We start from the raw sequence: 18256 nt of genomic DNA, 5'->3' as shown, positions 1-18256 counted from the left end.
GTTTTAGTGTGGAGCGTAAACAGTATGTGGTCAAGAGAGTTTCCGATCGGGACCACACCCCGGATCAGGGCAGGATGGGAGTCGATGAGCACCGACACGACGCCCGAACCGGCCGAGCAGCCGCACGACGCAGCACCCGCGCGTGAGCTGCCCGCTGCCGTGCAGCGCCTGTGGGGGGCCGCCGCGCCGCGGCGTCGCGGGCCCAAGCCCGCGCTGTCCGCCGCGCGGATCGTGCAGGCCGCGATCGACCTGGCCGACGCCGAGGGCCTCGCCGCCGTCTCGATGGCACGTATCGCGGAGGCCGTCGGATACACGCCGATGGCCCTGTACCGGCACGTGTCCGGCAAGGAGGAGCTGCTGGTCATGATGTCGGACGCCGTGGCGGCCGACCTGCCCGACGTCCCCACCGACGGCGGCTGGCGCGCCGGGCTCGAAGCCTGGACGCGGGCCCAGATCGCACTGGGGCTGACCCGGCCGTGGATGCTGGAGCTGCCCCTGTCCGCCGCACCGCCGGGGCCGAACCGGGTGCGCTGGATCGACCAGGCGTTCGGGGTCCTGCGCCCGCTCGACCTGCCCCCGGACGAGAAGCTCGCGATCATCGGCCTGCTCGCGCAGCACGTCCTGGGCGAGGCCCGGGTGCAGATCGAGTCCCACCGTGCGGCGGTCCAGCAGGTGCGCCGCGAGGCCGGGCTGCCCGACGGGACGCCCGAGTCCGAGCTCGATCCCGCCGCGGTCGAGGCGGCCAACCCCTACGCCGACTTCGAGACCGTGCTCTTCCGGTATGCCGACGCCACGACGTACCCGAACCTGTTCGAGGCGTTCGCGACCTGGCCGGAGGCGGCGCCGCCCACGCCCCCCGACGACGACATCGCCTTCGGGGTCACTGCCGTGCTCGACGGGGTCGAGGCCTACCTGAGACGCCGGGGCGCGATCCCGGACGACGGGTCATGAGCCCCTCCGCACGGCAACACAACGGTCCTGGCGCGACCACAGGCAGCGGTTTTCGGACGTTGTGCACAGGCGGACGGCCGGAGGGTGTGGAGTGTCGGTGGCGTGCGTCAGAGTGGTGTCGTGACAGGTGATCCGGTGACAGACATCAGGACAGTGGCCGACGGGGCAGACGCCGCTCCGCGCTGCTTCGGCGACGGCGACCCGCTCTACTCGGCGTACCACGACGACGAATGGGGCGTACCCGTGCACGGCGAGTCCGCCCTGCTCGAGCGCATCGCCCTGGAGGGCTTCCAGTCCGGGCTCTCCTGGATCACCGTGCTGCGCAAGCGCCCGGCGTTCCGGGAGGTCTTCGCCGGCTTCGACCCGGAACAGGTAGCGGCATTCGGGCCCGACGACGTCGAGCGGCTGCTCACCGATGCGCGCATCATCCGCAACCGCATGAAGATCGAGGCCACCGTCGACAACGCGCGGGCAGTGGTCGCGCTGCACGACTCCGGGCGCACGCTCGACGAGCTGATCTGGTCCTTCGCACCCGACCCTGCCCTCCGCGAGCGCCACGCCACCTTCGGGGACGTGCCGGCGTGGACGGCCGAGTCGAAGGCCATGAGCAAGGCGCTGAAGAAGGAGGGTTTCCGGTTCATCGGCCCCACCACGGCCTACGCGGCAATGCAGGCGTGCGGCCTGGTGGACGACCACCTGGCGACCTGCCCGGTGGTGCTCGGGCGCGCGCGGGCGGTAAGCCCGGGCGTGGCTACCTGAGCGTCACAGCTCCGCGCAGGGCTCCACGACCGGAAGCACCGCGTCGCGCACCCACCCGGCGAGCGACGTGGCAGGCGGCCGCAGGATCACCGTGTCCACGCCGTGCCCGGCGAAGCCCCGCATCTCGGCGACGAAGTCCGCGGCGTCGCCCGGGCCGATCGGCTTCCCGCGGTGCAGCATCGTGACGCGGATCTTGGCGGGGTCGCGGCCTACGTCGTCGCAGTGCCGGTGCAGCACGTCGAGGAGGTGGCGCAGCCGCTCGGGCGTCTCGGCGAACAGGTTGCACGCGTCCGCGTACTGCGCGACGAGCCGGAGGGTCTTCCGCTCGCCCGACCCGCCGATCATGATCTCCGGACCGGACAGCGGCGCCGGCGAGCAGAGCGTCTCGGCGAGCTGGTAGTGCTTGCCCTCGAACGGGCCGTTGTCGTCCGGGTCGTACATCTGGCGCGCGATCCGGACCGTCTCCTCGAGCATCTCGAAGCGGTCCTTGCGCGGCGGGAACGGCACCCCGAGGGCCGCGTGCTCCTTGTCGTACCAGGCGGCGCCGATGCCGTACGTGGCGCGCCCGCCCGAGACCACGTCGAGCGACGCCACGATCTTCGCCAGCAGGCCGGGGTAGCGGTACGTCACGCCCGTGACCAGCGCACCGAGCTGGACCTTCTCGGTCACCCCGGCCAGGTAGCCCAGGGTCGTGTATGCCTCCAGCATCGGGTCCGACGCCGGGAATCCCTGGTGCTCCATCTGGAAGTAGTGGTCCATCACCGAGATCCACGAGACGCCGCCGTCGTCCGCGTACCGGGCGGCGTCCGCCAGCTCGGTGCGCATCCCGGCGGGTTCCATCGAGTCGAAGCGCATGAAGTGGGTGCCGATTCGCATGTCTCGATCCTCCTCCGCCGTCGCGGGGCGTCAAGCGCGCGGATCGGGCGGGGGCGTACGGGGGGCGTCAGGCGCCGGAGGCGACCGACCGTTCGGTGCGCCCCAGGACGTTCGACACGAGCCAGGTGATCGACTCGGCGGTCTCGCGCGGAGTCCCCGTCGGCTGCATCACGTGGCTGAGCACGGCCCGCACGACGAAGTCGATGATCGACGAGATCCGCTCCGGATCCAGCGCGACCTCGTACTGGTCCACCCGGTCCTGCACGACCACCTTGACGGTGCCGAGCAGCGACTCGGAGTGGGTGGTGAGCAGGGGCAGCAGCTCGGTGTCCGCGCCGTGCGTCGCAGAGACCACGGCGCGCAGCAGCTCGTTCCCCTCGGCCAGCACGAGCGTGTTCTCGACGGCGGCGTGGATGGCCGGCATCAGGTCGTCGGGGTGGTTGTCGAAGCCCTCGAGGATCGTGAAGATGAACTTGGCCGACTCCGTGAGCACCATCGCCTCGGCGAGGTCCTCGCGGCTGCCGACCGCGTTGTAGACGGTCTGCCGGCTCACGCCGGCCTCCATCGCCAGGCGGCCCATCGTCACCTTCGACCAGCCGTCGGCACAGGTCAGGCGCGCGGCAGCGGCGATGATCCGATTCCGGGTGGAAATCGGGTCCTCGAATCCGTCGGTCGCCTCTGCCATGTCCCGATCCTAGGCAACGGGCGGCAGCTGGTGCCGGACAGCGCGCCCCAACCCCACACATTTCACCCTCTCCTCATTTCTCGATGTGGATAGCCGGCCCCGGGCGGCCGCGAACCCTCGCAACCTGGAAACCCCATAGAGTGGCGAGCATGGACCTCGAAGAACGCCTGGCAGTCTTCATCGACTACGAGAACCTGGCGCTGGGCGCCCGGGAGCACCTGGGCGGGATGCAGTTCGACTTCGGTCCGATCGCGGATGCCCTCGCCGTGCGCGGGCGAGTGGTCGCGCGCCGGGCCTACGCGGACTGGTCGTACTTCGACGAGGACCGGCGCATGCTCACGCGGCACCAGGTCGAGCTCATCGAGATGACGCAGCGGATGGGCGCCTCCCGCAAGAACGCCGCCGACATCAAGATGGTGGTCGACGCCATCGAGATGGCCTTCGAGCGCGACTACATCTCCACGTTCGTCATGTGCACGGGCGACAGCGACTTCTCCCCGCTCGTCCACAAGCTGCGCGAGCTGAACAAGCGCGTCATCGGCGTCGGCGTCGAGAAGTCGACGTCCCGCCTGCTGCCGGCCGCGTGCGACGAGTTCCTCTTCTACGACCGCCTCGAAGGCGTCGAGGTGCCCGACGAGGACCAGGGCGCCCCGGCCCCCAAGCGCGGCGCCCGCACCCGCAAGTCCGGCACGACGACGGAGCGCGCCACCGCGCAGAAGGCCCCCACCACATCGCGCCGCACCAAGGCGGCGGAGGCGGTGGCGGAGGCCGTCGCCGAGGCGACCTCGCCCGAGGCCCCGGCCGAGCCCGAGGCGGAGGCCAGGCCCGCGACCCGCCGCCGGAGGAAGGCGGAGCCCGCACCGGCGCCCGTCGAGGTCGCGCCGGAGAACGAGCCCCACATCGACGTCGAGCAGGACGAGGACGCCTCGGCGTCGAACGACGTGCCCATGGAGGTGCGGGTGGCGCAGACCCTCGCCGACCTGCAGTCCTCCACGAGCGGTGCCGTGACGGCGTCCGCCCTCAAGCGGACGCTGCTGCGCAAGGACGCCACGTTCAGCGAGTCGGACTACGGGTTCCGCACGTTCGGCGAGTTCCTGCGGTTCCTCGCCGACCGCGGGTTCGTGGAGCTGGCGACGGGCCCGTCCGCGGGCGACCCCGAGGTGTCGCTGCCGGAGCAGGGCGACACCGACGCGGCGTTCGTGCTGCTGAAGAACGTGGTGCAGGAGTCGAACGGCTCGGCCGCCCTGTCCGGCCTGAAGAACGCCGTGCGCAAGAAGCGCCCGGACTTCTCGGAGAAGGCGCTCGGCTTCCGCGGGTTCCTGCAGTTCGCGAAGGCGGCAGAAGCCGCAGGCACCGTCTCCCTGGCCTGGGACGACGACGCCGACGACTACCTGGTGACCGCCTGAGCCCGAGGCAAACCCGCAGGCTCGGGCGGCGGACAGGCACCGTCCAGGCGTGAGGTCCGGGTTGGTCACCGGTCCTGGTCGTCGAGCACGCCCGGCACGTCCGCGAGGCGGCGCGCGAGCTCGTCACCATCCTGGCCGGCGACGGTCGGCACCGGTGGGCTGCCGGACCCGGACGTCGTCGTGCCGGCGTGCGATCCGTTCGCCACGTGCGGCGCGTTCCCGGCGAGCACCTGCTGGCCGCCCGTGAGCCGCCGGATCGCCACGGCCCGCACGCGGTCGGGACGACGTCGGGCGACCCCCTCGTAGATCTCGACGTCGTGCTGGCCGTCGTCGCCGACGAGCACCCAGCGCACGTGCGGGAACCATGACATCAGGAGCTCGAGGCTCGCCTTCTTGTGCGCCGGGCCGCTGCGGAACCAGCCGCTGAGGGTCGGTCCCCAGTCCGTGAGGAGGAGCGGGCCCGCCGGGTAGGCGTGGCGCGAGAGGAACGCGCGCAGCGTGCCCGCGGTGTTCCAGGCCCCGGTCGACAGGTAGAAGAAGGCGGCGTCCGGGTGCGCCCGCTGCAGCTTCCGGTACAGCTCGGGCATACCCGGCACGGCGCGCCGCGCGCTGGAGTGCCGCACGAACGTGTTCCACGCCGCAAGCAGCGGCCGCGGCACCGCCGTCACCATCGTCGTGTCGTCGATGTCGCTGACGACGCCGAACCGCGTGCGCTCATCGAGCACCAGGAGCGAGGCGTCGGCCTCCCACTCTTCGGACCCGTCGAGGCAGGTCAGGAAGGCAGGCTGCCAGCCGGTGGGCAACGGAGGGTCGACGGGGAGCTCCACGTCGACGTAACCGGCGCGGTCGCTCGTCACGACGGTCGTCTGGCCACCGACCTGGACCCGCACACGGCTCAGGGGTGCGGGCACGGTGAGGAAGTGGCGGAACCCGCGCCGTCCGGCACGGAGGGCGTCGCGGTCGGGTGAGGCGGGGCGCGGACGCGCGATCAGCACGCGAGCGAGCACCCGCACCCGGTCCGGTGTGCCGTACCCGGTGTAGGTCTCGAGCCGGGGACGCCAGCCGGCGCGAGCGAGCACCCACCCCGCCGCGGCGTAGAAGTGGTCTTCCACGACCGCGGCGAGGTGCGGGCGCTGCGAGGGATGCGGGGTCGGGGTGGCCACACCCGATTGTGGCCTACTACTGCCCGCCCATGCCCGTGGTCGCGACGCCCTGCACGATGCGGCGCTGGAACAGCATGAACACCACGAGCAGCGGCAACGCCGCGATCATCGCGGAGGCCATGTTCTGCGCGTACTGCACGCCGTAGGCGTTCTTCACGGTCGACAGGCCCACGGGGAGCGTCATGAACTGCGGGTCCGTCGTGACGATGAACGGCCACAGGAAGTTGTTCCACGCGCCGATGAACACGAAGATCGCCACGGCCACGAGGATGCTCCGCGACAGCGGCAGCACGATCGTCCAGAACAGCCGGAACGACCCCGCGCCGTCGATCCGGGCGGCGTCGAGCAGCTCCTGCGGGATGGCGTCGAAGAACCGCTTGAGGATGAACACCATCACGGGTGCCACGACCTGCGGCAGCACGATGCCCGCGAACGTGTCCACGAGGCCCAGCGCCTGCATCTGCCGGAACAGCGGCACGATGAGGATCTGGCCGGGCATCATGATCGACGCGATGGTGAGCCACTGGAGCAGACCCCGGCCCTTGAACAGCGTCTGGGAGAACGCGAAGGCGGCCATCGCGGAGATCAGCACCGTCAGGACGGTGACCAGCACGGCGACGACGAGGCTGTTCCACATCCAGATCAGCAGGTCGCTGTTGCTGAGCACCTGCTGGTAGGCGCCGAGGGTCCAGCCCATCGAGGGCCACCACGATGCAGGCAGGGCGGCCTCGGCCTCGTGCTTGAAGCTCGTGACAGCGCCCCACACCACGGGGAGCAGCCAGAGCGCGGCGAGGACGACGAGGGCGGCCAGGGTGGCGACGCGCACCCACGGCGAGGGCCCGATCGTCAGCTTGGTGAGTGCGCGGTTCTCGGCGCGGGCCTGCAACGCCCTCGTCCGCCGGACGGCGACCAGTTCGGCGACGGACACGTCAGGCCTCCTTCCTGGCCGGCATGAGCCGCACCAGCGTGAACACGAGGATCAGGGCGAAGAACACGTAGGAGATCGCGGAGGCGTACCCGAGCCGGTAGTTGGTGAAGCCGATGTCGTAGACGTACTCGAGGATCGGCCGGGTGCTCCCGTTCGGCCCGCCCTTCGTCAGCAGGTAGATCTGGTCGAACACCTTGAGCGAGGCGAGCAGCTGCAGCACGACGATCACCCCGGTGATCGTGCGCAGCTGCGGCAGGGTGATGGAGATCAGGCGCCGCCAGCCGCCCGCGCCGTCGATGGTCGCAGCCTCGTACTGCTGTGCCGGGATTCCCTGCAGCGCCGCGAGGTAGAGCAGGAAGTTGAACCCGACGGTCCACCACACGGTGACCAGGGCGATCGAGAACATTGCGACGTTCTCGTCGGTGATCCAGCCCACCGGGCCGAGGCCGAGGGCGGCGAGCGTGGTGTCGAGCAGGCCGATGTCGGGCTGGAACAGCCAGGCGCTCAGCCCGGACACGACTGCGCTGGTCAGCAGGTACGGGGCGAAGAACGACATGCGCCACACCCACTGGCCCGGCAGGCCGGTGTGCACGAGCAGCGCCATGATCAGGGCCACCACCACCAGCGGCACGGTGCTGAGGATCGTGAACCAGACCGTGTGCCACAGCGTCTGCCAGACCTGGGGGTCGCTGAACGCCTCGGCGTAGTTGTCGAAGCCGATGAACTCGCTACCGGTGCCCGTGAGGCTCTGGTTCGTGAAGCTCATCCACAGGCCGGAGATCGTCGGCCACACCAGGAAGAGGCCGGTGGCGATGGCGAACGGCGCGACGAACAGGTAGCCGGACCGGTCCCTCTCGCGCAAGGACCTAGGGGTGGTGCCGGCGCGCGCGGCGGACCGGCCGTCGGGTGTCCGCGGGCCGGCCAGAGCCTTCCCGGGGGGCGTCGTGACGCCCGCGTTCGAGACAGTCATCGTCGTCCTCTCGGTCAGGCGGGGTTGGGCTGGGAGAGGAACCGGTCCATCTCGCTCAGCATCCGGGTCACGGCGGTGCGGGCAGGGGCCTTGCCGGCGAGGGTGTCCGTCATGGCGTCACCCATGCGCGTCTGGAAGTCGCTGCCGCCGCCGGTGAACCAGGCGTCGGGGTCGAAGACGGCGATCTCGGCGGCGGGCGCGTAGTCACGCTGCGGGCTGAGCTCCTGGTACGCCGGCTCTTCGACGACGGGCTGGTAGGCCGGGATGTGCCCGGCCGAGGCCCAGGTGAGGCCCTCCTTGAGGAGGCCCGCGAGGACCCGGTACGTCGCCTCGCGCTTCGCGGGGTCGGGGTACGCCTGCCGCGGCAGCACGAACGAGTGCGAGTCGGCGTAGTTGGCCGGGGTGTCGAAGATCGCCGGGAACTGGGTGGCCCCGACGTCGGGCAGCGCGTCGCGGAACATCGGCAGGTCCCACTCGCCCGCGAACATCGTCCCGGTGCGGGCCGTCATGAAACGGCCGCTTGCGGCGTTGCCGTCCTGGTTCTTCGCGGCGACGGTGCCGTCGACCATGGCCTGGAGGAACTCGAACACCTCGGTGGCGGCCTCGACGTCGAGCTCGGCGGGGCGGCCCGGCGTGAGCTCGTAGCCGCCGCCGTTCTGGGAGTAGAGGCCCCAGAACATGCGCCAGCACCCGGCCGTGTCGCGCTGGTAGCCCCAGCCCACCCCGGTCTCGCCCGTGACCTCGGCCATCGCCCGCCCGGCGTCGAGGAACCGGTCGGCCCCCGCCACGGCGTCCAGGTCCAGCTTGCCGTCCGGCGTCGCCAAGCCCGCTTCCTGCACGATCGCGGGGTTGTTGAACATGATGTAGGGGTGCGTGTCCAGCGGCAGGGCGTAGAGCTGACCGTCGAACTGGGCCTTCTCCCAGACCGCCGGAGCGAAGTCTGCCTCGGTGACGCCGAGATCGGCGAGCGCGTCGAGGTCGAACGGCTCGAGGAGCCCGCCCGGCGCGTACCCGGCGAGCCGGGACACGTGCATGACCGCGGCCTCGGGCGGCCGGCCGCCGGACGACGTCATCGCCAGCTTCGTGTAGTACGGGGCACCCCACTCGAGGGTCGTGGAGTCGACGGCGATGTCCGGGTTGGCGGCCGCGACCGCGCCCACCATCTCCTGCATGAGCGCGCCGTCACCGCCCGAGAACAGGTCCCAGATCATGACCTCCGTCTTGCCCGACCCCGCGGCGCTCGGTGTGGCGCAACCGGCGAGCGTCCCGCCCAGCGCGACCCCGCCGGCTCCGACGAGGGCTGCCCGGAGCAGGTCGCGGCGGCTCAAGCCCCCAGAGCTGCCCGCCCAGCTGCGGGTTCTCGACGCGGCCACGGGGCTTCCTTGCCCCGGGACACCGCGTCCTCGTAACACGGTCATCTTCGACCTCCAATGGTGCAACGTTGCGCTCCAACGTTGGATCACGATGGACTAGGCCGGGCGTCCCGTCAAGGGGTCGCGGGGCGGAAGGAAGTGAAGGTTTGTCCGAGCAAGCTGGCCGACGGGTCGGGATCAAGGAGGTCGCCGCAGCGGCGGGCGTCTCCTGGAAGACGGTCTCGAACGTTGTCAACGGAACGGGCCGGGTCGGCGCCGCGACCCGGGCGCGAGTGGAGGCGGTGATCGCGGACCTGGGCTACCGGCCCAACCTCGCCGGCCGCCAGCTGCGCAGGGGCCGCACCAACACGCTCGCCCTTGCGGTGCCCTGGGTGCACGCGCCGTACTTCTCCGTGCTGGCCCACGAGATGATCGACGCCGGGGGCGCCCGCGGCTACCGCGTGCTCATCGAGGAGACGCGGTCCTCCCGCGAGACCGAGCTCGAGGTGGCGCGCGGCTTCGACGTCCAGGCGATCGACGGGATCATCTTCTCCCCGCTGGAGCTGACTCCGGCCGAGATCGACGAGGCCAGGGGCTCGGTACCCCTCGTGCTGCTCGGCGAGCGGGCCGACCCCGACCCCACCCGAGAGCGGCGGACGGACCACGTGAGCATCGACAACGTCGACGCGGCGGCGCAGGTCACGGCGCACCTGCTCGAGTCCGGACGGCGCCGGCTCGCCTTCCTCGGCGCCGAGCCCCGCGGCGCGGGCCGGACCGGCGCACAGCGCGTCCAGGGCTTCCTCGACGCCCACGCCGCTGCGGGCCTCGACGTCGACGAGCGCTGGGTGCTCCAGGTCCCCCAGTTCTCCCGCCCGGCGGGCGCAGCGGCGGTGGAGTCGGTGCTGGCCCGGATCGACCGGATAGACGGGCTGGTGTGCGCCAACGACGAGCTCGCACTGGGCGCGCTGTACACGTTGCGCCGCAACGGCGTGCGCGTCCCCGACGACCTCGCCGTGACGGGCTGGGACAACACGGAGGACGGCCGGTTCTCGAATCCCTCGCTGACCACCGTCGCGCCCGACCTGCGCGCCATCGCGGAGACGGCGGTGGACCGGATCGTCGCGCAGCTCGAGAACCCCGCCGTCGAGCCCGTCGACGAGCTCGTGCCGCACCGGCTGCTGGTCCGGGAGAGCAGCCGCTCGTAGCCGTCTCGGCGTCCGCTGGGCGGGCCCGCCGACGGCGCCCGAGTGATACAACGTTGCATTTCCGCCGGAAGCCGTGTTGAATCGCCGCGCACCTGTCGTAGACGCAATGGAGCAGCTGATGACCTTTCTCGACCGCTTCTCGCCGGCCGGCGCGCCAATCGCCACCGCCGTACCGCGCCCCGAGTACCCACGTCCCCAGATGGTCCGGGACCGCTGGCTCAACCTCAACGGAACCTGGCAGTTCGAGATCGACCAGGGCGACACCGGGCTCGAGCGCGGTCTCGTCGAGCGGCCGCTCCGGGACCAGATCACCGTGCCCTTCGCACCCGAGTCGGAGCTCTCCGGGATCGGGAACACCGACTTCCTCGAGGCCGTCTGGTACCGCCGCGAGGTCACCGTGCCCGCGGAGTGGGCCGCCGTCGGCGACGAACCGCACGTGCTGCTGCACTTCGGCGCCGTGGACCAGGACGCGACGGTCTGGGTGGACGGTACGGAGGTCGTGCGACACCGCGGCGGGTTCACCCCGTTCACGGCCGACCTGCACGGCATCGCCGGCCCCGGTGACACCGTCACCGTCGTCGTGCGGGCACGGGACACGCGCCACGGGCCGCAGGCCCGCGGCAAGCAGTCCAACCGCTACGCCAACTTCGAGTGCAACTACACGCGCACCACGGGGATCTGGCAGACGGTGTGGCTCGAGCCCGTTCCCGCCGTGCACCTGCGCCGCCCGCGGATCACGCCGGACCTGTCGAGCTCGGCGTTCGACGTCGTGGTGCCGCTCTCCGCGAACCGGCGCGGCCACACGGTGACCGTCACCGTGTCGGACGCCGACGGCGAGGTCGCGCGCGCCACCGCGCGCGCCGACCTCGACCTGGCGCCCGCGCTGCGCGCCGTCGTCCCGGTGGAGCGCGTACGCACCTGGGGACCGGACGACCCCCACCTGTACGGGGTCGACGTCGAGCTGCACGACGGAGACGGCGCCGTCGTCGACTCCCTGCGCTCGTACGCGGGCCTGCGCTCGGTGTCCGTCGACGGGCAGGCGATCAAGATCAACGGCGAGCACGTGTTCCAGCGGCTGGTCCTGGACCAGGGGTACTGGCCGGAGTCGCTCATGACGGCGCCGTCGGACGCCGCGCTGCTGCGCGACATCGAGCTGGGCCTCGCGGCCGGGTTCAACGGCGCCCGCCTGCACCAGAAGGTCTTCGAGGAGCGCTACCTGTTCCACGCGGACCGGCTGGGGTACCTGGTGTGGGGCGAGTTCGGCGACTGGGGCGTGAGCGGCTACGGCACGCCGGCCGACGGCCAGCGGCCCACCACGTCGTACGTCGCCGAGTGGCTGGAGGCGCTGCAGCGGGACCACAACCACCCGTCGATCATCGGCTGGTGCCCGCTCAACGAGACGCACCAGGACCTGCACGACCGCATCACGCAACTGGACGACGTGACCCGCAGCATGTGGCTCGCCACCAAGGTGGCCGACCCCTCGCGGCCGGTGCTGGACGCCAGCGGCTACGCGCACCGTGTGCCCGAGACGGATGTCTGGGACTCGCACCTGTACGAGCAGGACCCGGCGAGGTTCACGGAGCTGGTCGGCGGCCTGGCCGACGGCAAGCCGTACGGGAACGAGCGGGACAACGGCACGCCGATCTCCCAGCCGTACAACGGGCAGCCCTACTTCGTCAGCGAGTACGGCGGGATCTGGTGGAACCCGGAGACGGCCGCCAGCGCCTCCGGCAGCTCGCCCGACTCGTGGGGCTACGGCCAGCGCGTCGCCGACGAGGAGGAGTTCCACGTCCGGTTCGCCGGGCTCACCGACACGCTCCTCGACGACCCCCTGATGTTCGGCTACTGCTACACGCAGCTCACCGACGTGTTCCAGGAGGAGAACGGCATCTACCGGTTCGACCGGAGCGTGAAGCTCGACGTCGACCGTGTCCGTGCCGTGCAGGTGCGCCCCGCCGCCTTCGAGAAGGGCGCCGACGAGGCGTCCTGAGCCATGCGGCCCGGCTTGTCAGACGTGCAGGTCACCCGGGTGACCTGCACGTCTGACGGGTGGCCGGGGCACCCTGCGGATGGCGTAAGTCTTCTTGTGCGGACCGAGTCTCTTGTAGGTCTCTTTAGCCTTTTTCACCGCGTATCACCCCGTCCGCAGGGTCGCTTGAGGGGTGCACAATAGGCCGGTGACGTACCGGTTCCTCAAGCTCATCCTCTCGCTCCTCGTGCTCGTGCTTCTGCGCCCGCGCGTCACTGGCCTGCAGAACATTCCGAAGCGCGGCGCGGTGATCCTGGCGAGCAACCACCTGTCGTTCATCGACTCGCTGCTCATCCCGATCATGGCGCCGCGGCACGTCGCGTTCCTCGCCAAGGCCGAGTACTGGACCGGCAAGGGCATCAAGGGACGCATCTCGCGCTGGTTCTTCACCAAGATGGGCGACATCCCGGTGCAGCGGGACGACCCGCGCGCCGGGCAGCGCTCCCTGGAGGACGCCCTGGCGGTGCTGCAGCGCGGCGGCGCGTTCGGCATCTACCCCGAGGGCACGCGCTCGCGCGACGGCAAGCTGCACAAGGGGCACACCGGCGTCGCATGGCTGGCCCTGACCGGCAAGGCCCCCGTGGTCCCGGTGGCGCTGCTCGGCACGGACAAGGTGAAGCCCATCGGCAAGATGCCGCGGTTCGCCCGGGTCGAGCTGCACTTCGGTACGCCGATCGACCCTTCCCGGCAGATCGCGGCCGGTACCAAGCCCGCGCAGGCGCGGCGCGAGCTGACCGAGCAGGTCATGCAGTCCATCCAGGCGATGAGCGGCCAGGAGCGCGCGGACGACTGACCCACCCGCCCCCTCACCAACTCACCCACCCGCACGAAGACCAGGGCGAAGTAGAACCAGGGCGTGCGCCGCGGTTCTACTTTGCCCTGGTTCTATCTCGGCGAAGGTGGGGTCAGAGGCGGGTGAGCCGGATCGCGTCCGCCACGACGTACGCCGTGCCCGTGGTCCAGCGGCTGACCGCCACGACGTTGCGGGTGCCCGCCGTCATGGCGTAGGTGCCGAGCGAGAGCCAGGCGCCGCCGCCCGTCGACTGGTCCACGCGGATCGTCGACGAGCCCGTCCCGGTGTAGACGATGAACGGCGTCGACGTGTTGTAGCCGGCGATCCCCGGGAACCACGCCTCCACGCGGTACGAGCCGTTGGACGGGATGGTGGCCGAGTACGTCGCCAGGTCGCTGACCTCGGCCGGCGTCGCGTAGTGGTAGTTGGCGCCGTAGCGCTCGGCCGAGAACGACGACGTCAGCCAGGAGCCGCCGGCAGAGAAGCCCGCCGAGGTGTTGTCGACGATGACCGACCAGCTCGTGCCGGCCAGGGCCGCCGCCACCTCGGACCGCAGCTGCGGCAGCATCGAGTACAGGACGTCGCCCGGGCAGGCCGTTGCCGTGTAGTCCCGGTGCCCGTAGATCTGCGTCGGCGCGATCCCGTACTGGTCGCAGATGTAGGCGCACAGCTCCACCAGCCGGCTCCAGAGCTGCGCCGGCGGCGTCGCGCTCGTGTAGGTGCCCTGGTTCTCGATCCCGATGGCCTGGCTGTTCTGGCCGGGGGCGTGCGCGCCCACCACCATGCCGCTGCCGTTCTGCAGCCGGGACAGCGAACCGTGCCGCCCCTCCATCACGTACCCGCCGCGGCTCACCGTGAGGTGCTGACCGGTGTCCACCCAGCCGTTGGCGAAGTGCCACTGCTGGATGTCGCGGGCGATCTGGTACCCGGCGGCCTGCGAGTAGTCGGTGACGTTCGCCGACGCCGTGTGGTGGATCAGGATCTTGTTCGGGTTGGTCGAGACGGTGTCGATGGTGCCCCTGGCGGCCTCGGCGCCCCAGGTGTTGCAGCTCGCGATGGTCGGCGTGACGACGTCGACCCCGGCCAGCGCGCCCGGCGGCGCGTCGGCCGGCGCCTCGGGGTCCGGCGCCAGGGACGGCGGGGCGTCCCCGGCTCGCGCCGGGGCGGCGCCGACCGGACCTGTGACGGCAGGAGCCGCGACGGCAGGAGCGGCGATCGTCGCGCCCGCGGCACCGATGCCGAGGACGACGGCGCTGCGCAGCAGGTCGCGCCGGCCGAGCGAGGAATGGCTGTCAGGACTGTGGTCGGCGGAGCTGTGGTCGTGATCGTGCACGGTAGGGCCTCCACAAGGTCGGTCGCGCTGGGACGGGCCGAATTCACCCGTAGTATCAGCCGACGCCGTACCCCACCGGTACATCACATCCGGGGTATACCCCTCGCGCGATGCCTACCCCCCGGTACGCCAGAGGCTCAGGTCACACCGGGTGACCTGAGCCTCTGACGTGTCCGGGGTCCACGGACCGCAGCGCGCCGCAGTCAGGACTCGATCGTCTGGTGGCTCTCGGACGAGCCGATCTGGGTCGAGCCCGCGGTGTGCGCCACCTCGATCTTGCGCGGCTTGGCGTCCTCGCTGACCGGGATGGTCAGCGCGAGCACGCCGTCTGCGTACGACGCCGAGATGCTGTCGAGCGCCAGCCCGCGGCCCATCGTGAGCTGCCGTGCGAACGTGCCCGTCGGCCGCTCGCGGACCAGCCACTGGGCGTCGGCGTCCGAACGCTGCGTGCGCTCGGCGCGGATCGTGAGCGTCCGGTCCTCGACCGAGACGTCGATGGTGCCCGGGTCCACGCCGGGCAGGTCCATGGAAAGGACGTAGTGGTCGCCCGTGCGGAACAGGTCCATCGGCATGCCACCGGACTGCCGTGCGTTGGCGGCGAACGTGCCGAACAGCCGGTCCATCTCCCGGAACGGGTCCCAATAGGTAGCCATCGCGCATCACCTCCTGCGACGATGCGACCCTGGCCCCTCCAGGGCCGCTGCGCTGGACGACGGCCCTCGCCGTTGTCCGGCTACACCTCCATTCTTACGCTCGGATCCGGGGAAGACCAACGTCGGGGACGCGTCGATCACCGTCTCCGGACGCCGCGCGTCCTCGCTCCCGTTCCGTCGTCCCTAGGCCGCCGCACGGCCCGCCAGGCCCACGCGCTCCAGGAGGTCCAGGGCCGGGCGGTGCTTGTTGAACGTGTACACGTGCACGCCGGGCGCACCGGCGTCGAGCACCTCGCGCGCGAGCGTCGCGGAGTACTCGATGCCGCGCGCGTGCTGGGCCTCGGCGTCGACGGCGCCGTCGGGCGCGACGAGCCGGTCGAGGTCCCGCAGGAGCTCGGCGGGCGCGGCCACGCCCGTGAGCGCCTCGACCCGGCGCAGCCGGCGCGCCTCGGTGGTGGGCAGGATCCCCGCGAGGATCGGTAGGGTCACTCCCGCCGAGCGGGCCGCCTCCACGAACCCGGTGTAGGACTCCGCCCGGTAGAAGAACTGGGTGATCGCGAAGCTCGCGCCCGCCTCCTGCTTCTCCAGCAGCCGTCGCACCTCCTGGTCACGCGTGGTCCGCGCCCCGGGATTGCCGTCCGGGAACGTCGCGACGGCGATGGTCAGCGGGCGGGCGGCGGACCGCAGGGCGGTGCTGGCGTCCGCGGCGCAACGGCGTTCGTCCACCTGCCGCAGCAGCCGGACCAGGTCGATGCTGGACCGCACGTCGTCGTCCGCGGGGCGCCAGTCCGGCTCGTCGCGCGGGGGGTCGCCGCGCAGGGCGAGGAAGGACCGCACGCCGGCCTCGAGGAACTCGTCGATCACCTCGGACACGTCCTCGCGGGACGCACCCACGCAGGTCAGGTGGGCCACCGGCAGCACGGGCGTGCCCCTGAGCAGCGTGGCGAGCACCTCGCGCGACGTCGCCCGGTCGCCGCCGGCGGCGCCGTACGTGACGGACACGAAGTCCGGGCGGGCTGCCACCAACCGCTGCGCCGTCTCCCAGAAGTTGGGCGCCACGTCGGGCCGACGCGGTGGCATCAGCTCGAACGACACTGTGGGGCGGTGTGGGTGTACCTCGGCGACCATGGCTGCTCCATCGAACCTGGCGTGAGCACCTTACGTCCTCACGCCACGGCCACGGGGCAGGAAGTCGGCAGGTTGCTGCGGTGTCAGGGAGCCAGGACTCTCGACCGCTCTGGATGGGATCGCCACCATGCTAAGCGATTGTCCAGCACTGGGACAGAATTCGTCCGGCGATCGAGACGGTTCGTATTCACTGGCCCCCGACCCACCCCGCGAGCTACTTCACCGACCCCGCCACCAGGCCGCCCACCAGCCGCTTCTCGATCATCATGAACAGGAGCACCACGGGCACGATCGCCACGATGGACACCCCGAACACGTAGTGCCACGAGGTCTCGTACTGACCCACGAACTTGGTCAGCGCCACGGACAGCGGCTGGTTGCCCGCCGTCGTCAGCAGCACCAGCGACGCCGCGAACTCGTTCCAGGACGCGACGAACGTGAACACGACAGCCGTCACGATCCCCGGCCACACGAGCGGCAGGTTGATCTTGGTCAGGACGGTGAACGTGCCGGCGCCGTCGATCTGCGCGGCCTCGTCGACCTCCTTCGGGATGCTCGCGAAGAAGCTGTGCATGATCCAGACCGCGAACGACAGGTTGAATGCCGCGTTGACCAGGATCATCGCGGCCCACGTGTCCAGGAGCCCGAGGGCGATGAACTGGCGGAACAAGCCTGACGTCAGCACCGCCGGCTGCACCATCTGGGTCACGATCACGAGGAACAGGAACACCAGCCGCCCGCTGAACCGGAACCGCGCCGTGTAGTAGGCGGCCGGCAGCGCCACGGCGAGCACGAGCAGCGTGGCGCAGAGCGAGATCACCAGGGTGGAGATCAGGTTCTGCAGCAGCGGCGTCTCGGGCGTGGCCCACATGGTGGCGTAGTTCTCCCAGTGCCACTCCGTGGGGAAGTAGGTCGGATCGACCGACCTGATCTCCGCCTTGGTCTTCACCGAGCCGAAGAACATGATCAGGTACGGCAGCAGGAACACCACCAGCACCACGAGCCCGGCGAACATGCGCAGCAGCAGGGACCCGAGGGGCACCTGGTCGGCCGTGTACTTCCGCACCCGCTGCCGGCTGTCCGACGGCGGACGGGTCGCCTTCTTCGGGGTCGTCCCCGAATCCGTGATCGCGGTCATCAGACCTCCTCCAGGGGGCGGACGACCCGCACGTAGACGGCGACGATGGCGATGACGACCAGGAACGCGATCACGGACAGCGCGCTGGCCAGGTCGATCTGCCGCTGGTTCTGCATGTACTTGAAGATCATCGTCATGATGGTGTCGGCGTCGTACCCGGGTATGGACCCGGTCATGACGCGCAGGATCGGCAGCGAGTTGAACACGTTGATGATGTTGATGAGCACCGCCACCGACACCGCGCCCCGCAGCTGCGGGAGCACCACGCTGAAGTAGGTCCGCAGGCCCCCGGCGCCGTCGATGCGCGCGGCCTCGACGGTCTCGCCGGGGACTGTCTGCAGGCCGGCCAGGATCGTGTACGTGGTGAACGGCAGCGACACGAAGACGGCGACCACCATGGCCCACGCGAACGCGGTGCCTGGATGCCGGGTCCAGCCGTAGCCCTCTGGCGTGCTGATCAGGCCGACGTCCACGAGGAACGAGTTGATGATGCCGAAGTACGGCTCGAGGCCGTAGTGCACCACCAGCGTCGTCATGACCACGCTGGCCGCCCACGGCACGATGACGGCCATGCGTACCAGGCGACGGCCCGGGAACGCCTTGTTCAGCAGCGCCGCGAGAGCGAGCGAGCCGATCAGGGTGCAGCCGACGACGACCACCACCCACACGACCGTGCGCCCGAGGATCGGCCAGAAGTATTGGAAGCCGACAACGGTCGCGAAGTTCGCGAGGCCTACGCCTCCGTCGTCCACACCGCTCTGGCTGATGTCGCGTGTCGAGTTCCAGAACATCAGGCCGACCGGGAACAGGACCACGGCCGCAATGAGTGCGACCGCGGGCCCGATCCACGGCAGGGCCTTCAAGAGGTCCTTCACCAGTTTCCC

At 70.7% G+C, this 18256-nt stretch carries 17 protein-coding genes and 1 riboswitch; of the genes, 6 read left to right on the top strand and 11 right to left on the bottom strand.

From position 1 onward, the window contains the following. Nucleotides 1-84 precede the first annotated feature (84 nt). A complete protein-coding gene (locus C8K30_RS10645) occupies nucleotides 85-951 on the top strand; it encodes a TetR/AcrR family transcriptional regulator (RefSeq protein WP_108492866.1) in 867 nt (288 codons plus the stop codon). Nucleotides 952-1095: 144 nt separating this feature from the next. Then, nucleotides 1096-1710 carry a DNA-3-methyladenine glycosylase I gene (locus C8K30_RS10640; protein WP_199230454.1) on the top strand — a complete coding sequence of 205 codons (615 nt, stop codon included), beginning with the start codon at nucleotides 1096-1098 and terminating at the stop codon, nucleotides 1708-1710. Nucleotides 1711-1713: 3 nt separating this feature from the next. On the opposite strand, the gene C8K30_RS10635 is transcribed toward C8K30_RS10640, so the two are convergent. Together C8K30_RS10635 and C8K30_RS10630 are read right to left on the bottom strand one after the other, a co-directional pair. Then, a complete protein-coding gene (locus C8K30_RS10635; RefSeq protein WP_108492864.1) occupies nucleotides 1714-2586 on the bottom strand; it encodes an LLM class F420-dependent oxidoreductase in 873 nt (290 codons plus the stop codon). A gap of 67 nt (nucleotides 2587-2653) precedes the next feature. After that, nucleotides 2654-3271: a TetR family transcriptional regulator gene (locus tag C8K30_RS10630; RefSeq protein WP_108492863.1), complete on the bottom strand. Its 618-nt coding sequence runs from the start codon at nucleotides 3269-3271 to the stop codon at nucleotides 2654-2656. Nucleotides 3272-3420: 149 nt separating this feature from the next. Here C8K30_RS10630 and C8K30_RS10625 point away from each other — a divergent pair, with 149 nt between their 5' ends. After that, the gene (locus C8K30_RS10625; RefSeq protein ID WP_108492862.1) at nucleotides 3421-4677 is read left to right on the top strand and encodes an NYN domain-containing protein; all 1257 of its coding nucleotides are present in this window, start codon (nucleotides 3421-3423) and stop codon (nucleotides 4675-4677) included. A gap of 65 nt (nucleotides 4678-4742) precedes the next feature. On the opposite strand, the gene C8K30_RS10620 is transcribed toward C8K30_RS10625, so the two are convergent. The 4 genes from C8K30_RS10620 to C8K30_RS10605 are packed head-to-tail and all read right to left on the bottom strand — an operon-like array spanning nucleotide 4743 to nucleotide 9111. Then, nucleotides 4743-5840, bottom strand: a complete 1098-nt coding sequence (locus tag C8K30_RS10620; protein WP_108492861.1) for an App1 family protein — start codon at nucleotides 5838-5840, stop codon at nucleotides 4743-4745. A gap of 16 nt (nucleotides 5841-5856) precedes the next feature. Next, nucleotides 5857-6768: a carbohydrate ABC transporter permease gene (locus tag C8K30_RS10615; protein ID WP_108492860.1), complete on the bottom strand. Its 912-nt coding sequence runs from the start codon at nucleotides 6766-6768 to the stop codon at nucleotides 5857-5859. A 1-nt stretch (nucleotide 6769) separates the two neighbouring features. Further along, nucleotides 6770-7738, bottom strand: coding sequence for a carbohydrate ABC transporter permease (locus tag C8K30_RS10610; RefSeq protein WP_108492859.1), 969 nt, complete (start codon nucleotides 7736-7738; stop codon nucleotides 6770-6772). Between the two features lie 14 nt (nucleotides 7739-7752). Next, on the bottom strand, nucleotides 7753-9111 hold the full coding sequence (locus tag C8K30_RS10605; RefSeq protein WP_233257104.1) for an extracellular solute-binding protein: 1359 nt from the start codon (nucleotides 9109-9111) through the stop codon (nucleotides 7753-7755). 146 nt (nucleotides 9112-9257) lie between these two features. Here C8K30_RS10605 and C8K30_RS30275 point away from each other — a divergent pair, with 146 nt between their 5' ends. From C8K30_RS30275 to C8K30_RS10585, 3 genes are all read left to right on the top strand, one after another. Next, complete coding sequence (locus C8K30_RS30275; protein ID WP_158280979.1) at nucleotides 9258-10295, top strand: LacI family DNA-binding transcriptional regulator; 1038 nt, start codon at nucleotides 9258-9260, stop codon at nucleotides 10293-10295. Nucleotides 10296-10413: 118 nt separating this feature from the next. Beyond that, entirely contained in the window at nucleotides 10414-12288 is a 1875-nt protein-coding gene (locus C8K30_RS10590; protein WP_233257103.1) for a glycoside hydrolase family 2 protein, read from the top strand. A gap of 187 nt (nucleotides 12289-12475) precedes the next feature. Beyond that, nucleotides 12476-13120, top strand: coding sequence for a 1-acyl-sn-glycerol-3-phosphate acyltransferase (locus C8K30_RS10585; protein ID WP_108492856.1), 645 nt, complete (start codon nucleotides 12476-12478; stop codon nucleotides 13118-13120). A gap of 112 nt (nucleotides 13121-13232) precedes the next feature. On the opposite strand, the gene C8K30_RS10580 is transcribed toward C8K30_RS10585, so the two are convergent. From C8K30_RS10580 to C8K30_RS10560, 5 genes are all read right to left on the bottom strand, one after another. Next, a complete protein-coding gene (locus C8K30_RS10580; RefSeq protein ID WP_108492855.1) occupies nucleotides 13233-14453 on the bottom strand; it encodes an N-acetylmuramoyl-L-alanine amidase in 1221 nt (406 codons plus the stop codon). Between the two features lie 203 nt (nucleotides 14454-14656). After that, nucleotides 14657-15106, bottom strand: coding sequence for an Hsp20/alpha crystallin family protein (locus tag C8K30_RS10575; RefSeq protein WP_108492854.1), 450 nt, complete (start codon nucleotides 15104-15106; stop codon nucleotides 14657-14659). Between the two features lie 183 nt (nucleotides 15107-15289). Beyond that, on the bottom strand, nucleotides 15290-16234 hold the full coding sequence (locus C8K30_RS10570; RefSeq protein ID WP_108492853.1) for a methylenetetrahydrofolate reductase: 945 nt from the start codon (nucleotides 16232-16234) through the stop codon (nucleotides 15290-15292). Nucleotides 16235-16238: 4 nt separating this feature from the next. Continuing rightward, nucleotides 16239-16354, bottom strand: a riboswitch (SAM riboswitch). A 94-nt stretch (nucleotides 16355-16448) separates the two neighbouring features. After that, the gene (locus C8K30_RS10565; protein WP_199230435.1) at nucleotides 16449-17372 is read right to left on the bottom strand and encodes a carbohydrate ABC transporter permease; all 924 of its coding nucleotides are present in this window, start codon (nucleotides 17370-17372) and stop codon (nucleotides 16449-16451) included. Next, nucleotides 17372-18247 carry a carbohydrate ABC transporter permease gene (locus C8K30_RS10560; protein ID WP_108492852.1) on the bottom strand — a complete coding sequence of 292 codons (876 nt, stop codon included), beginning with the start codon at nucleotides 18245-18247 and terminating at the stop codon, nucleotides 17372-17374. The genes C8K30_RS10565 and C8K30_RS10560 overlap by 1 nt, the downstream gene beginning before the upstream one ends. Nucleotides 18248-18256 lie beyond the last annotated feature (9 nt).

Origin of the sequence: Promicromonospora sp. AC04 (assembly GCF_003058225.1) — a bacterium.
In the GTDB taxonomy this organism is placed as follows: domain Bacteria; phylum Actinomycetota; class Actinomycetes; order Actinomycetales; family Cellulomonadaceae; genus Promicromonospora.
Note: the sequence above shows the minus strand (reverse complement) of the source record. Positions and strands in the feature narration are given on the sequence as shown.

Coding starts and splice junctions, on each gene's coding strand:
- C8K30_RS10565 (WP_199230435.1), bottom strand. CDS start 17,372: ATGACCGCGATCACGGATTCGGGGACGACCCCGAAGAAGGCGACCCGT.
- C8K30_RS10575 (WP_108492854.1), bottom strand. CDS start 15,106: ATGGCTACCTATTGGGACCCGTTCCGGGAGATGGACCGGCTGTTCGGC.
- C8K30_RS10590 (WP_233257103.1), top strand. CDS start 10,414: ATGACCTTTCTCGACCGCTTCTCGCCGGCCGGCGCGCCAATCGCCACC.
- C8K30_RS10570 (WP_108492853.1), bottom strand. CDS start 16,234: ATGGTCGCCGAGGTACACCCACACCGCCCCACAGTGTCGTTCGAGCTG.
- C8K30_RS10625 (WP_108492862.1), top strand. CDS start 3,421: ATGGACCTCGAAGAACGCCTGGCAGTCTTCATCGACTACGAGAACCTG.
- C8K30_RS10630 (WP_108492863.1), bottom strand. CDS start 3,271: ATGGCAGAGGCGACCGACGGATTCGAGGACCCGATTTCCACCCGGAAT.
- C8K30_RS10610 (WP_108492859.1), bottom strand. CDS start 7,738: ATGACTGTCTCGAACGCGGGCGTCACGACGCCCCCCGGGAAGGCTCTG.
- C8K30_RS10645 (WP_108492866.1), top strand. CDS start 85: ATGAGCACCGACACGACGCCCGAACCGGCCGAGCAGCCGCACGACGCA.
- C8K30_RS10635 (WP_108492864.1), bottom strand. CDS start 2,586: ATGCGAATCGGCACCCACTTCATGCGCTTCGACTCGATGGAACCCGCC.